General features: G+C 70.4%; 15 protein-coding genes and 1 tRNA gene. 8 read left to right on the top strand and 8 right to left on the bottom strand.

The features are described from left to right. Positions 1–71: 71 nt before the first annotated feature. The 5 genes from ACZ6W9_RS31240 to ACZ6W9_RS31260 all read left to right on the top strand — a co-directional run bounded on the left by ACZ6W9_RS31240 (position 72) and on the right by ACZ6W9_RS31260 (position 5,148). Positions 72–1,052, top strand: a complete 981-nt coding sequence (locus ACZ6W9_RS31240) for an RNA polymerase sigma-70 factor (protein ID WP_389962007.1) — start codon at positions 72–74, stop codon at positions 1,050–1,052. 279 nt (positions 1,053–1,331) lie between these two features. Next, complete coding sequence (locus tag ACZ6W9_RS31245) at positions 1,332–2,204, top strand: LLM class flavin-dependent oxidoreductase (RefSeq protein WP_389962009.1); 873 nt, start codon at positions 1,332–1,334, stop codon at positions 2,202–2,204. Between the two features lie 133 nt (positions 2,205–2,337). Then, positions 2,338–3,051 carry an ABC transporter ATP-binding protein gene (locus tag ACZ6W9_RS31250; RefSeq protein WP_389962011.1) on the top strand — a complete coding sequence of 238 codons (714 nt, stop codon included), beginning with the start codon at positions 2,338–2,340 and terminating at the stop codon, positions 3,049–3,051. A gap of 32 nt (positions 3,052–3,083) precedes the next feature. After that, entirely contained in the window at positions 3,084–3,866 is a 783-nt protein-coding gene (locus ACZ6W9_RS31255; RefSeq protein ID WP_389962013.1) for an ABC transporter permease, read from the top strand. Between the two features lies 1 nt (position 3,867). Further along, on the top strand, positions 3,868–5,148 hold the full coding sequence (locus ACZ6W9_RS31260; protein ID WP_389962015.1) for an erythromycin esterase family protein: 1,281 nt from the start codon (positions 3,868–3,870) through the stop codon (positions 5,146–5,148). 149 nt (positions 5,149–5,297) lie between these two features. Here ACZ6W9_RS31260 and ACZ6W9_RS31265 read toward each other — a convergent pair whose 3' ends face one another. Then, positions 5,298–6,014 carry a hypothetical protein gene (locus tag ACZ6W9_RS31265; protein ID WP_470120946.1) on the bottom strand — a complete coding sequence of 239 codons (717 nt, stop codon included), beginning with the start codon at positions 6,012–6,014 and terminating at the stop codon, positions 5,298–5,300. A gap of 438 nt (positions 6,015–6,452) precedes the next feature. On the opposite strand from ACZ6W9_RS31265, the gene ACZ6W9_RS31270 reads away from it, so the two are divergent. Next, positions 6,453–6,929, top strand: a complete 477-nt coding sequence (locus tag ACZ6W9_RS31270) for a lamin tail domain-containing protein (protein ID WP_389962019.1) — start codon at positions 6,453–6,455, stop codon at positions 6,927–6,929. A gap of 155 nt (positions 6,930–7,084) precedes the next feature. Here ACZ6W9_RS31270 and ACZ6W9_RS31275 read toward each other — a convergent pair whose 3' ends face one another. The 3 genes from ACZ6W9_RS31275 to ACZ6W9_RS31285 form a co-directional block, all read right to left on the bottom strand. Continuing rightward, a complete protein-coding gene (locus ACZ6W9_RS31275; protein ID WP_389962021.1) occupies positions 7,085–7,237 on the bottom strand; it encodes a hypothetical protein in 153 nt (50 codons plus the stop codon). Between the two features lie 110 nt (positions 7,238–7,347). After that, positions 7,348–7,728, bottom strand: coding sequence for a DUF2283 domain-containing protein (locus ACZ6W9_RS31280; RefSeq protein ID WP_389962023.1), 381 nt, complete (start codon positions 7,726–7,728; stop codon positions 7,348–7,350). Between the two features lie 43 nt (positions 7,729–7,771). Then, positions 7,772–8,008 (bottom strand): hypothetical protein, encoded by a 237-nt coding sequence (locus ACZ6W9_RS31285; protein ID WP_470120949.1) that lies wholly within the window; start codon positions 8,006–8,008, stop codon positions 7,772–7,774. Between the two features lie 194 nt (positions 8,009–8,202). Here ACZ6W9_RS31285 and ACZ6W9_RS31290 point away from each other — a divergent pair, with 194 nt between their 5' ends. Together ACZ6W9_RS31290 and ACZ6W9_RS31295 are read left to right on the top strand one after the other, a co-directional pair. Next, positions 8,203–8,463 carry a hypothetical protein gene (locus tag ACZ6W9_RS31290; protein WP_389962027.1) on the top strand — a complete coding sequence of 87 codons (261 nt, stop codon included), beginning with the start codon at positions 8,203–8,205 and terminating at the stop codon, positions 8,461–8,463. Positions 8,464–8,778: 315 nt separating this feature from the next. Then, positions 8,779–9,093: a tyrosine-type recombinase/integrase gene (locus ACZ6W9_RS31295; RefSeq protein WP_389962749.1), complete on the top strand. Its 315-nt coding sequence runs from the start codon at positions 8,779–8,781 to the stop codon at positions 9,091–9,093. A 61-nt stretch (positions 9,094–9,154) separates the two neighbouring features. Here ACZ6W9_RS31295 and ACZ6W9_RS31300 read toward each other — a convergent pair. The 4 genes from ACZ6W9_RS31300 to cysS form a co-directional block, all read right to left on the bottom strand. Next, positions 9,155–9,227, bottom strand: a tRNA-Thr gene (locus tag ACZ6W9_RS31300). A gap of 185 nt (positions 9,228–9,412) precedes the next feature. Further along, the gene (locus tag ACZ6W9_RS31305; protein WP_389962029.1) at positions 9,413–10,300 is read right to left on the bottom strand and encodes a DMT family transporter; all 888 of its coding nucleotides are present in this window, start codon (positions 10,298–10,300) and stop codon (positions 9,413–9,415) included. Positions 10,301–10,723: 423 nt separating this feature from the next. Continuing rightward, a complete protein-coding gene (rlmB, locus tag ACZ6W9_RS31310) occupies positions 10,724–11,692 on the bottom strand; it encodes a 23S rRNA (guanosine(2251)-2'-O)-methyltransferase RlmB (RefSeq protein ID WP_389962031.1) in 969 nt (322 codons plus the stop codon). 23 nt (positions 11,693–11,715) lie between these two features. After that, positions 11,716–13,116, bottom strand: coding sequence for a cysteine--tRNA ligase (gene cysS / locus ACZ6W9_RS31315; RefSeq protein ID WP_362937109.1), 1,401 nt, complete (start codon positions 13,114–13,116; stop codon positions 11,716–11,718). Positions 13,117–13,289: the final 173 nt, after the last annotated feature.

Consider the following 13,289-nt stretch of genomic DNA (forward strand, 5'->3'; position numbering starts at 1 on the left):
GTGTCACAGAACGGCGGGGACCGGCATCTCGTGTACGGCGTGATCCGAGGGCGAACAGGCAGGAGCCGGTCATGAGCGAGTACGGCGAACACGCGGCGGACACGGCCGGACCGTCCGCCCGTGGCGACCGCGTGGACCCCGCCACGGAGGTGTTCCTCGCGCATCGCAACCTGCTGTTCACGGTCGCCTACGAGATGCTCGGCTCGGCCGCCGACGCCGAGGACGTCCTGCAGGAGACCTGGCTGCGATGGTCGGGCGTCGACCTGGACACCGTGCTGGATCAGCGTGCGTACCTGGTCAAGGTCGCCACCCGTCAGGCGCTCATGCGGCTGCGCGCGCTCGGCCGGCGCAGGGAGTCCTATGTCGGCCCCTGGCTGCCCGAGCCGCTGCTGACCACGCCCGACGTGGCCGAGGACGTCGAGCTGGCCGAGAGCGTCTCGATGGCGATGCTGCTGGTGCTGGAAACGCTTCAGCCGACCGAGCGGGCGGTGTTCGTGCTGCGCGAGGTGTTCGGCCTCGGCTACGACGAGATCGCCGAGGCCGTCGGAAAGAGCCCGGCCGCCGTACGGCAGGTCGCCCACCGGGCCCGGACGCACGTCGCCGCCCGCCGGCCGCGCGGCACCGCCTCCCCGGCCCAGACCCGCGACGTCCTGGCGGCGTTCCGGCGGGCCGTCGAGACCGGTGACCTGCAGAGCCTGCTCGACATCCTCGCGCCGGACGCCGTCCTCCTGGGCGACGGCGGCGGAGTCGTGCAGGCCGTGCCGCGGCCCGTCGTGGGGGCCGGCAAGGTGGCCCGTCTGCTGGCCGTCGGGCTGGGCAAGGCCGGCGCCGCGATATCGCTCGAACCGGTGCAGGTCAACGGTGGCCCGGCGTTGCTCGTCCGGCTCGACGGACGGATCGACACCGTCATGGCGGTCCGCGTCGACGACGGCCTCGTCACCGGGCTCTACGCCGTACGCAACCCGGAGAAGCTGTCGCGCATCGCACGGGAGACTCCGCTGAGCCGCCGGCGGTTCCCCTCGCTCTCGGTCAGGTCGGAGAGCACGTCGTAGTCCGGAGCCGACAAGCCGGAGTCGCGCCGGAGGTCGCGGACGATCTGCGCGTCCAGCAGCGGGCGCATCCCGCGGTAGCCCGTCCACGCTCGTTGCTCCCGGTCGCTCAGCCAGCGCGGCGGCGCGTCCGCACGTCCCGGCCTGGAGCGTTGGTTGACATGTAACCGATCAGCGGCCTAGCTTTTCGGTTACATGTAAACAAAAATGATCCGGTGTGACGCCTTCGGTCCCGGCAGTACGGGACACCGGGCGCTTCCCCCGGTGAAAGGCGGTCACATCATGGGTGGATCACTGTTCGGGGTGGGTCTCTCCCCCGCGGCCGGCCCGGGAACGGACCCGGTTCGCGACGCCGTGGCGGCTGAGGAACTGGGCTTCGACTTCGTCTCCACGTCCGATCACCCGTGCGGCGACTCGCCGACCCATGAGACCTGGACGATGCTGACCTGGGTCGCCGCAGCCACCTCCCGGATCCACATCGCGACCCGCGTGCTGGGCGTGCCCTACCGTCCGCCCGCGATGGTCGCCAAGATGGCCGAGACGCTGCACCGGCTGTCCGGCGGCCGCCTGATCCTCGGGCTCGGCGGCGGCCACTCCGACGACGAGTTCCGCGCCTTCGGCCTGGACGTGCCCTCACCCCGCGAGAAGGTCGACGGGATGACCGACGCCGTCCACATCCTGCGCGGCCTGTGGTCGCAGCAGCGGTTCACCTACCGGGGCGACCGCTACCACACCCAGGCCGCCGAACTGGAGCCGAAGCCGGACACCCCCATCCCCATCTGGCTCGGCACCTACGGTCCCCGGGCGCTCGCGGCCACGGGACGACTGGCCGACGGCTGGATCCCGTCGCTCGGCTTCGCCCCGCCCGAGCAGGCGACGGCCATGCGCGAGCGTGTCCTGGCCGCCGCCGCCGAGGCCGGCCGGGATCCGGCGGAGATCGCCTGCGTCTACAACGTCCCGGTGTGGATCGACGGTCCCGAGGACGACGCGGCCGTCCTCGGCGGCCCCGCGCAGGCGGTGGTCGAACGGCTGACCGGCTTCGCGAAGCTGGGGTTCACCTCGTTCAACTTCATGCCGGCCGGTCCCGAACCGCACACGCAGACCGAACGCCTCGCCCACGAGGTCCTTCCGGCACTGCGCGCCGCCCTGTCCTGACGCCCCCTGCCGACCCGGGTCCAGGGCCGGATCGACCCGGGTCGAGATCCCGGGCGACGAGCCTGGACCCGGGTACGGCGGCCCTCGCCCCAGGACCGATGACCGGCGGCCCCGCCTGCGGTGAACTGGACCAATGATCGAGTTCAGCCACGTCAGCAAGGTCTACGGAGAGGTGAGGGCACTCGACGACGTGTCCTTCACCGTCGAGGCGGGGAGCGTCACCGGGTTCCTCGGCCCCAACGGCGCCGGGAAGTCGACGGCCCTGCGCGTCCTCCTCGGCCTCTCCCGCGCCACCTCCGGCTCGGCCACCGTGCTGGGCCGGCCGTACGCCGAACTGGACAGCCCGGCCTACCAGGTCGGCGCGCTGCTCGACGCCGGCGCCCAGCACCCCGGCCGCACCGGCCGGGAGATCCTGACCCTGGGCGCGATGACCCTCGGCCTGCCGAGATCGCGGGTCGACGAGGTCCTCGACATGGTCGGGCTGAGCGCCCGCGAAGGCGGCCGGACCGTCCGGGGCTACTCGCTCGGGATGCGGCAGCGGCTCGGCATCGGCCACGCCCTCCTCGGCCGTCCTCGGGCGCTCGTCCTGGACGAGCCCGCCAACGGCCTCGATCCCCAGGGACTCCACTGGATGCGCGGGCTGCTGCGCGGACTGGCCGAGTCGGGGTGCGCGGTGCTGCTCAGCTCGCACCTGCTGCACGAGGTGGAGCGGATCGCCGACCGCATCGTGATGATCGGCCACGGCCGCGTCCTCGTCCAGGGCCCCGTCGAGGAGCTCGGCCGGGGCCGGAGCCTTGAGGAGGCCTTCCTCGAACTGACCGCGGGCACCGGCCGGCACCCGGCATGACCACCCCCGACACCCTCGCGTCCAGGAGCATCATGAGCGACACCACGACCGTCGGCCCGGACACCGCCGGCATCGACCGGACCCGGACACCGACCCCGTTCCGGCGGCTGCTGGCCGTCGAGACCCGCAAGCTCTTCGACACCCGCAGCGGAAAGATCATGACCGCGGTCATGATCGTGCTGACCGTGGGCGCCATCGCCGGACGTGGCCTCTACGCCGGCCCGCGGCTGGAGGTCCTGATCGGCACCGCCGGGCTCAGCCTCGGCACCCTGCTGCCGGTGCTCGGCATCCTCACGGTGACCGGCGAGTGGAGCCACCGCACCGCCCTGACCACCTTCACCCTCGAACCCCGGCGCGGGCGGGTGCTGGCGGCCAAGTGCCTGCCGCCGCTGATCGCCGCCGTGGCGGCCTCCGTGTTCGCGATCCTGGTCGCGGTGCCGGTGACGGCCGCCGTCTCCGCCGTCCGGCACGTCCCGGCCGACTGGGACGTCGCGCCCGTGGCGCTGCTGGGCTGGACCGCCGTGAACGTCCTCGTGGTCGCGATGGGCCTCGCCCTGGGCATGCTGCTGCTGAACGCCCCCGCCGCGATCGTGATCTGCCTGTCCGCTCCCGCGCTGTGGAGCGCGGTCGCCAGGATCGGCTCCGTCGGCGAGACCCTGGCCGGCTGGCTCGACCTGAACACCACGGCCGGCCCCCTGGTGGAGGGGCACATGACCGGCGGCGACGTCGCCCGGCTGGCCGCCTCGGTGTCCTTCTGGATCGTCGTCCCGCTGGCGGCCGGTACGGCGCGCGTGATCCGCAAGGAGATCGGCTGAGATGGGAGACGCCCGCACCCGCACGCCGCTCACCGCCGCACTGGCCGCACTGGCCGCACTGGCCGCGCTGGCCGCGACCGGCTGCGCGGCCACGAAGGTGGACACCTCCCACGTGACGTCCGACGCCGTGGTCGCCGTCGGCGAAGCACCGCTCGACGCCGCCGCGGCCAGACGCCTGGTCGGGATCGGTGAGGCCACCCATGGCAACAGGGAGTTCGCCCAGGTCCGCCTGTCGATCATCCGTACCCTGGTGCGCGAGCACGGTTTCCGCGCCATCGCCCTGGAGGCCGACTTCGGCGGCACCGCCGCCGCCGACGACTACGTCAGGGAGAACCGGGGCAGCGCGGAGGAGGCCGCCACCGCGCTCGGCTTCGACATCTACCGGACCAGGGAGACCGCGGACCTCCTCACCTGGATCCACGACCACAACGCCACCGTCTCCGACGCGGACAAGGTGCGCCTGTACGGCTTCGACATGCAGCGCTACGACCTCAACAAGAAGCGGCTGCTGAGCTACCTCGCCCAGGTGGATCCGGCGCTGGGCCGGCAGGCGGAGACGTCACTGGCCGGCCTCACCGACGCCGGCCGGGCCACGCAGGACGAGAAGAAGACGGCCGCCGCCGCCACGGCCGCCGAGCGGATCGTCGCCCAGATGAGAACCGGCCGGGAGAGGTACGTGAAGGCCTCCTCTCCGGAGGCGTTCGTCCTCGCCGAGCACCACGCCGAGACCATCCTGCGCGGCGCGCGGCTGCAGACCTCCGGCGACCGGTACGCCGCCGAACGTGACGCCTGGATGGCCGAGAACGTCACGTGGATCACCGACGTCGAGGCCGGCCAGGGGCGGAAGCAGCTCGTGCTGGCCGGTCACAACGGCCACATCGACAAGAGCGGTGCGGCGTTCTCCTACGAGTCGATGGGCCGGCGGCTGGCCGCCGCGTACGGCGGCGACTACTTCACGATCGGCACGGACTTCGGCGAGAGCACCTTCATCAGCAAGGACGAGGCCTCCGGGGAACGCAGACGATTCAGCGTGACCAACCCCTCCCCCCTGGCCAAGCTGTTCGGCCGCGAACCGCTGGGCTACGTGGACATCAGGCGGGCCTCGGCGCAGCCCGCCAACCGGAAGCTGCTCAACACGGAGATCCCGATGGGCAGCGTCGGCGACGCCTTCCAGTCGGCCTACAGCGGCGTGCTCGCGGCCTACACCGTGAAAACGGTCCCCGCCAAGGCGTACGACGCCCTGGTCTACGCACCTCACGCCTCGCCGGTCACCCCGCTGTGACCTCGGAACCGGCCGGTTCGCGGAACAGCAGGCGGCCGGGTCCGACAGCCGCTCCGGCGGGGTGTGGATGATCGCGCCGGGCGCCGGGCGAGACCGCTCCGGTGGTCCTGCGGGGACGCCCGCCCGCGGCGGGGCCTCCGTGGCGGATCTCAGTGGTTCGCCCGCTCGAAATACCCGAGGGCCGCGCCGACCGCCCTGCAGGACTCGACGTCGTCGCCGCCCGGAACGATGCGGTACGGATGCCAGACCTCTACCCGACCGGCCCCGACCCGCGCGTACAGGCAGGTGCCGTCGGCCCCTTCCCTGAGGGCGACACCGATCGTCCCGTCCCTGACGGTGATCTCCTGCGTGATCCTCCGGTCCAGGTCCAGTCGTGACACGGCCTGCCGGACCTTCGCCGGATCCGCCCGGCGGGGCAGGGTGTCCCGCAACCGTTCGATGATCCGGGCGGGAAACCTGGGCGGGCCGGGGAAACGCAGGGGCGTTCGCCGGGGGCAGTCGACGTCGTCGACGGCGACGTCGGATCGGTAGACGTCGATCTCGAAGCACCTGACGGCATCCGGCGGCGGGGTGGACGCCCCAGGACGGGCTCCGCCCGCCGCACCCGTGGCCGTGCCCACGACCCGCACCACCAGCCTCAGCGGATCGGCCCTGTTCCGCTTGTCACCGCCGATGGCCAGAAGGTCCACACCCTCTCGCCGGGAGACGAAGAACCCGAAGTCCTCCGTCTTCCAGGACATGACGTTCCCGAGCGCCTCGGCCAGGCTTTCCGCCTGTGCCCGGGCATTCTCCTCAGCGGCGTCACCGGTGGTGCCGCACCCCGACATCAGAAGGACCAGAACGACCGAGCAGAGAAAAGGGCGCACATGTCATCCGTACCCCATGACGGCACGGCGGGCCGGACGATCCCGCATCGACCGGTGAACGACCACTCTCTTCTGGTGACGCTGACCTTTCAAGCTCGGTGCCATAGGCTCTTGCGCATTCCAAATGGCGGGAGAGACGAACAGCCCGGCTCAGGCCTTTCGAAACGACGGGTCCCTGACGGCACGGCTCCCGTCATCGACTTCCTCCTGCGGGCCTGCATCGATGCCGATGAAAGAGACCTGCGGGCTTGAACCGATGCCGATGAAAGAGAACCGCGCCCCCGCGTACGCCGACCGGCGGCCCGCCGACTCCCGCTGCGCCGGACGAAATCCGGTCGATCCTGCGAGATGCGGAGAAAACCGAATTCACATGCCAACCTGCACCGCGGGGCAACCGTCTCACATTTGCCTCATACCTCACATGCCGAAGGACTCACGGTGCGCCCCCTCCCTCTCGCCCTGTTCGCCGCCGCTCTGACCTTGCCGTTCGTGTCCGTCGCACCGGCACAGGCCGCCACGCTCCCCGTGGTCCAGTTCGTGAAGATCTACTACAACTCCCCCGGGTCACCGGACAACGGGGCGAACACCAGCCTGAACGGCGAATGGGCGCAACTCAAGAACACCACCCGGAAGACGATCAACCTCAAGGGGTGGACCCTTCGCGACAAGACGTCCGCGCCGGACCACGTCTACACGTTCGACGCGTTCACCCTCGGCGCCGGGAAGACGGTCACGGTCCGGACCGGCAAGGGCAGGAACACCTCGACCGTCCGCTACTGGGGCCGGTCCGGGGGGACGTTCGCCTACATCTGGAACCAGACCTCGGACACGGGCTACGTGCGCAACCCGTCCGGAAAGCTCATCGACTCCTGCTCGTACAACAACTCCCGAGCCGCGTCGGTCAACTGCCTGTAGCCGTAAGGAACGGGCCCGCCGGCCGGCGCATCCCCTCGCGGAAGGAGCCGGGAGTCGGAATCACTTCGGGGAGACAGCCCGAATTCCAGGAGCGACGAAGTTCCCTGTTGTTCCCCACCCATCGGGTACGGCCGACAGGCTCGTCACAAGGACATTCAGCAGTAGAGCAGCTGATCGTCATCCCTCGCGCGACGTGCCAGACCGACGAGATCCTTGGTGAGCGACAGCATGTACCCGTCGTCATCATCGGTGAAGCGGGAGAACTCCTCGATGGCCGCCCACTGCTCCGCCGGCAGAGGCGAACGCACCTTCCCTGGCCGGAGGCGGACATCGAATGAGTCCTCGGCCCCCTTGTCCTCGCTGGGCGGCTTCGGGCCGCCCGGCAGTCACCGGCGTCTTCGCTCAGGCGGTCGAGGGCTCAACCTGAGGCCTCGTTTTCCCTCAAGGGCTCTTCCCCGTCGGAGAGCCCCTTCCCATTTTCAGCGTCGTGCTCTCCCGGCCAGGCGGCGAGGATCTCGATGCCGATCACCTTGCCGTCCTCGTCGAGGTCGAAGTTCACCATCGCGTCGTCCACCGTGACCGTCCTCACCGCGGCGCCCGGAGAGATCGGGCCGTGCAGATAGACGTAGGTGCCTTCGGCTTCCGGATCGTAGGTCCACATGCCGGGATGCCTCTTCAAGGCCGCCGTTCCTCCCGCTGTCAGCAGAGCGTTAGAAAGACCAAGAATGGGTGGCTCCCAAGCCGGCTCCCAGAATCGGAGTGTCGGCGGGGTTCCGGAGGACTGCGCTTCGAGGAGCATGCGCCCACGAGCTCATTCGGAGTGTCCCGTGGTTGCCGTCAAGCTAGCGTCCATGCTCCCGAATCGCCGCCTCGATCCGTAGGCCGACGCCGACGACAGCGAAGATCAGCGTTCCCATGAGAGCCTGGTCCGGCAGTTCGCCGTCATTGGCGATGAGGGGCAGGAGAGCCAGTGCCGCCCCGAGAGCGAAGGCCGCATTCCCATAGGCTCTCACGGTCTCCAAGTCGCTCTTTTTCTCGCTCGGAGGGACCTTCTCCGGCTCGTGCACAGCGAAGATCATCCCATGATGGCAGGTCACAGCGAAAGAGCGCGGAAACGCCGTCCGCAGATCTCGCCTGCCGGATCTTTCCATCGCCGTCGCCCTGCCCTCCGGGGAGCAGGCCGAGGCCAGAGACCCTCACCGAAGGCAATAGACGGCATGGGATGGATCGGGCAGGCTTGATCGAAATGATCGGATGCTGAAACCAGGGCCGGGTGAACGAGTTGAGAGAGCTGTTCGTATGGCTGTGGGGAGTGCTTTCGTGGTTGTTCTCAATGGTGGTGCTGTTCTTGGTGATCTACGTGGCGATAAGGCTGGCGCTCACGCATGATCGCCGAGGACAGCTTTCACGTCAGCGCGATGCGGCGGACGCGGAGTCGCGGGAGCGTGTGGCGGCGGAGAGAGCAGCGCAGAAGCGGGAGGCGGAGGAGCGAGCGGCTCGACGACGTGAGGCGGGAGAAGGCGATGACGCGTAGCGGCGGTGGGCCGGTGGCCGGCAGGTCAGCCGGGTACGGCGGGCGCGCGGTACGACTGCGGCTCGGGCCGCCGCCTTTTCTCTCGCCGCCCATGACCTGACAGAGCCAGGATCCACAGCCGGCACTGCGGTACTCGTACTATCAGCCGGTCTCGCCGTAGCGGCTACATGTCTACTGGCATTCCCGCTGAATGAGTCTCAGAAATCTTCTTGATCGCTGTCAAAGACGCTGGCCGGCTTCTTTGAGAGCGGCATCCAGACGGCACACAACGCCTAGCGGTTCCAAGCGGACGAGTCCTGGACCGAGCACGGTCCGATCTTCCGGACCGCGTTCGGCAACCCCTCGGCCCCGGGCACCTTCACGCACCTGTTCGCCAGGCCGACGCGCAAGGCCGGCCTGGGGCATTGGCACCCGCACAAGCTGTGGCATCCGGGCGCCTCGCTCATGCTCGCCCAGGGCACTCCCCTGCACGTCGCCGCCGAGATCCTCGGGCACGCGAGCATCTCGATCACCAAGGACGTCTACGGCCATCTCGTGGAAGGCGAGAAGCGCGCGGCGACGGCGATCTCCGGGGCTCTGCTGGGCGGACAAAGACCGGTGGCTCCCAAAGACGCCGAGAACACCGGCTGAGCACCGGATACAGGAAGGCCCCTGACGGCATATCGCCTGTTCAGGGGCCTTTCTCTTTGCGAGCCGACGAGGGGAATCGAACCCCTGACCTTCTGTTTACAAGACAGATGCTCTGCCGATTGAGCTACGTCGGCATGGTCGCCTCCTGAGTTTAGTCGGCTCCCGGCCTGGACGTCACCAACCTGACGGCCCGGACGCCGTCGACCTGAAGGCGCGGACGTCGCCGGGCCGACCACCCGGACGTCACCGGCCCGGGGACCTGGGAACCTGGAGATCACCGCTCCGGAGGAACAACGAAGCGACGAGGGAGATGAGCGCATCACCGGGTTCCCGGATGCGGCTCCGAGCGCGGGGGCGCGGCCTGCTCCGACTTGGCCAGGAACGGTGAGCGGCCGAGGATGAAGATCCCGGCCACCATCGCGATCAGACCGATGACCTCTCCCGCCAGCGCCCCGGACGTGACCCGCACCTGCTCGGAGAAGATCACGATGCCCAGCACGATCCCGACGATCGGCTCGGTGGCGGTGGCGGCGGGCAGCGAGATCCGGAGCGGCGCGGCGTCGAAGGCGCTCTGGCCGAGCAGCAGGCCGACCAGGGCGACGCCGACCAGGACGTACGGCTGCCAGCTCGCGGCGAACACGTCCGCGCCCTCCCGCAGCCTGAGCAGAGAACCGCGGGTCAGCACGTCCTGCACGCCGTACAGCATTCCGGCGGCGCCCGCCAGCAGGGACGCCTCCACCTGCAGGGGGCGGCGGAGCCCGACGGCGACGAGGACGGCGGCGATCGCGACCACGAGGAGCAGTGCGAGCCAGCGCGCGGAGTCCGGGCCGGGTGAGCTGCCTCCCTGTGGCTGCCCGAAGACCAGGAAGAGCGCCACCCCTCCGCTGACCAGCGCCGCGCCCAGCCATTCCATCCGGCTCAGGTGCTCCTGGTAGACCACGTGGGCGGCGGCCAGGGCGAACAGGAGGCTCGTCGCCAGGAGTGGTCCCACCTTGGTCAGGTCGGCCTGGTACAGCGCCACCGCGGTGACGACCTGGCCGGCGAACATCAGGCCGATCCCGGTCAGCCAGAGGCGGGAGCGGATGAGGTGCATCAGCAGACGCGGGTGGAGGATCTCCCCCAGCGGCTCACGGTACGCGGCGTGCTGCTGGGCGACGAACCCGAGGCCGAGCAGGCACGCCGAGACGAGAGCGATCAAGAAGATCAACTTCTGTCCTCCGGGGCTCGGCCCGCCGCCGGCCGGGCGGGCGCCGCGAGAGAGCGTCTCCTCTCCCGGACCCCGCGGGTCCGCCGGAGGCGGCGCTCCCACCTCTCTGGGAGATCTCCCGCCCGGCGGGCCGTACGGCTTCCGCGGGCGGTCGCCGTCGGACGGGTTTCCCGCCCCCTACCTACCCGGGACGCCGAATCCCTACCTGACCAGGGAAGACTCCTTCAGGGAGCCGCCGACCGGCCGCGCCGTACCCGGCCGGTCGGCCGTGCGGCACCACCCCGCGCCCGGCCGGCCGCGCCGCGTCCGGTCGGCCGTACGGCATGGCCGCGCGTCCGGCGCCTGGACACGGTCGCACGCCGGATCCGGAGGCCCGCCTCCGTACCCGGAGGCACGAAGGCGCGGAGGCGGAGGGCCGGTGCGTCAGCGCTTGCGGTGGCGGGAGACCTCGTAGAGGGCGATGCCCGCGGCGACGCCCGCGTTGAGGGACTCGGCCGCGGCGTTCATCGGGATGCGGACCACCAGGTCGCACGCCTCGCGGACCAGGCGGGACAGGCCCTTGCCCTCCGAGCCGACGACCACGACCAGCGGGCCGTCGAGGAGGTTGGCGTCGGCGAGCTCGACGGTGCCCTCGCCGTCCAGGCCGACGACGAAGAGCCCGGCCTCGCGGTACTCGCGCAGCGCGGCGGTCAGGTTGGCCGCCCGGGCGACCTTCAGGGTGGCCAGCGTGCCCGCGGAGGTCTTCCAGGCTCCGCCCGTCACCCCGGCCGAGCGGCGGGAGGGGACGAGAAGGCCGTGGGCGCCGAACGCGGTGGCCGAGCGGGCGATGGCGCCGAGGTTGCGCGGGTCGGTGACGCCGTCGAGCGCCACGATCAGCGGCACCTCGGCGGCGTCCTGGGCGATGGCGACCAGGTCGTCGGGGTGTGCGTAGTCGTAGGGCGGGATCTGCAGGGCCAGGCCCTGGTGGATCCCGCCCTCGGTGAGGCGGTCGAGCTTCTCCCTGCCGACCTCGAGCATCGCGATGCCGCGGCCGGCGGCGATCCGCATCGACTCCTTGACCCGGTCGTCGTTGTCGATGCGCGTGGCGACGTAGAGGGTGCTGGCGGGCACCCCGGCCCGCAGCGCCTCCACGACGGGGTTGCGCCCGCCGATGTACTCGGGGGCGTCGTCGCCGCGCTTGGCACGGGCCGGGGTGCGCGAGGAGGAGGACCTGCCGGTCCGATCCTCGCGCTCGATCCGCTCCGTGCGCGCCTTGTCCTTGAACCAGTGCCGCATGTGCGCCGGCGGGGTCGCCCCCTTGCCCTCGAGGCCACGGCGGACGTTGCCGCCCGTGCCCTTGGTCGGACTCTTCTTCTTCGCGGGCCGCCCGGACCCTCTACCCCCACCAGCCATGCTGTATAGGGTACGGCCTGCTTTTACCGGGACAGTTCCCAGCGGGGGCCCTGGGGGGTGTCCTCCACGGTGATACCGGCCTGGGAGAGCTGGTCGCGAATGCCGTCGGCCGCCGAGAAGTCCTTGCGGGCACGGGCCGCCTGGCGCTGTTCCAGGGCCACACCGACCAGCGCGTCGACGACGGCGCGCAGCCCGGTGTCGCCTCCGGAGGAGCGCCACTGCTCGGAGCGCGGGTCGAGACCGAAGACGTCGAGCATGTTCTGCGTCTCGGCGAGAAGCCTGGCGACCTGCTCCTTGTTGCCCTGGGCCAGCGCCACGTTGCCCTCGCGGACCACCTCGTGGACGACCGCGAGCGCCTGGGAGGTGTTCAGGTCGTCGTTGAGGGCGTCCACGAACGACTCGGGCAGCGGCGCGTGCGCGTCGACGTCGTGGATGACCTCGGCGGCACGGGTGACGAAGCCCTCGATGCGCTGGTAGGCCGCGGCGGCCTCGAACAGCGCCTCCTCGGAGTACTCGATCGCGGAGCGGTAGTGCGGGGCGGCGAGGTAGTAGCGCAGCTCGACCGGGCGGATCTTCTTGGTCACCTCGGGCACCAGCAGGGAGTTGCCGAGCGACTTGCTCATCTTCTCCGCGCCGATCTTGAGCATGCCGTTGTGCATCCAGTAGCGGGCGAAGCCGTCCCCGGCCGCCTGCGACTGCGTCAGCTCGTTCTCGTGGTGCGGGAAGACCAGGTCGACGCCGCCGCCGTGGATGTCGAAGGTCGGCCCGAGGTACTTGGTGGCCATGGCCGAGCACTCCAGGTGCCAGCCGGGGCGGCCGCGGCCCCACGGGGCCGGCCAGCTCGGCTCGCCGGGCTTCTCGCCCTTCCACAGCGCGAAGTCGCGGGGGTCGCGCTTGGCGGTGTCGGTGTCGGTGTCCGCCGCAGCGCGGAGGTTCTCGAGTTTCTGGTTGGACAGCGAGCCGTACCGGTCGGCGTAGGAGACCACGTCGAAATAGACGTCGCCGCCGGAGGCGTAGGCGTGGCCGCGCTCGATCAGCCGCTCCATGAGCTCGACCATCTCGGGCACGTGGCCGGTGGCCCGCGGCTCGACGGTCGGCGGCAGGCAGCCGAGGATCTGGTAGGCCCAGGTGAAGGCGCGCTGGTTGCGCTCGGCGACGACGAACCACGGCACGCCCTCGGCCGCCGCGACTCGGATGATCTTGTCGTCGATGTCGGTGACGTTCCGGCAGAAGGTGACGTCATAGCCCGACCGGGTCATCCAGCGGCGGAGCACGTCGAAGTTGACTCCGGAGCGGATGTGCCCGATGTGGGGAGGAGCCTGCACGGTGGCGCCACACAGGTAGATCGACGCCCGGCCGGGTTCGACCGGAACGAATTCGCGGACCGTACGTACGCTGGTGTCGTATAGGTGCAGGGTGCTCACGAAGGAAAGGCTAACGCCTCACCTCACCTCACAGGCCGGGTTACGCGACGTTGACGTCGCTCAGGCGAGTCTTTTGCGACCATTGACGGCCAATGGCATCAATGCCCATTTACGCGTGCTTCGTGATGAGCGCCCCGCCGATGACACGACCGCGCCCAGTCTCCCCTGCTTCC

The organism is Streptosporangium sp. NPDC053982, assembly GCF_055585205.1.

What these genes read in the sequence shown, in the direction of transcription:
- ACZ6W9_RS31240 (WP_389962007.1), top strand. Translation starts at nt 72, where the DNA reads ATGAGCGAGTACGGCGAACACGCGGCGGACACGGCCGGACCGTCCGCC.
- ACZ6W9_RS31245 (WP_389962009.1), top strand. Translation starts at nt 1,332, where the DNA reads ATGGGTGGATCACTGTTCGGGGTGGGTCTCTCCCCCGCGGCCGGCCCG.
- ACZ6W9_RS31250 (WP_389962011.1), top strand. Translation starts at nt 2,338, where the DNA reads ATGATCGAGTTCAGCCACGTCAGCAAGGTCTACGGAGAGGTGAGGGCA.
- ACZ6W9_RS31255 (WP_389962013.1), top strand. Translation starts at nt 3,084, where the DNA reads ATGAGCGACACCACGACCGTCGGCCCGGACACCGCCGGCATCGACCGG.
- ACZ6W9_RS31260 (WP_389962015.1), top strand. Translation starts at nt 3,868, where the DNA reads ATGGGAGACGCCCGCACCCGCACGCCGCTCACCGCCGCACTGGCCGCA.
- ACZ6W9_RS31280 (WP_389962023.1), bottom strand. Translation starts at nt 7,728, where the DNA reads ATGCTCCTCGAAGCGCAGTCCTCCGGAACCCCGCCGACACTCCGATTC.
- ACZ6W9_RS31285 (WP_470120949.1), bottom strand. Translation starts at nt 8,008, where the DNA reads ATGATCTTCGCTGTGCACGAGCCGGAGAAGGTCCCTCCGAGCGAGAAA.
- rlmB (WP_389962031.1), bottom strand. Translation starts at nt 11,692, where the DNA reads ATGGCTGGTGGGGGTAGAGGGTCCGGGCGGCCCGCGAAGAAGAAGAGT.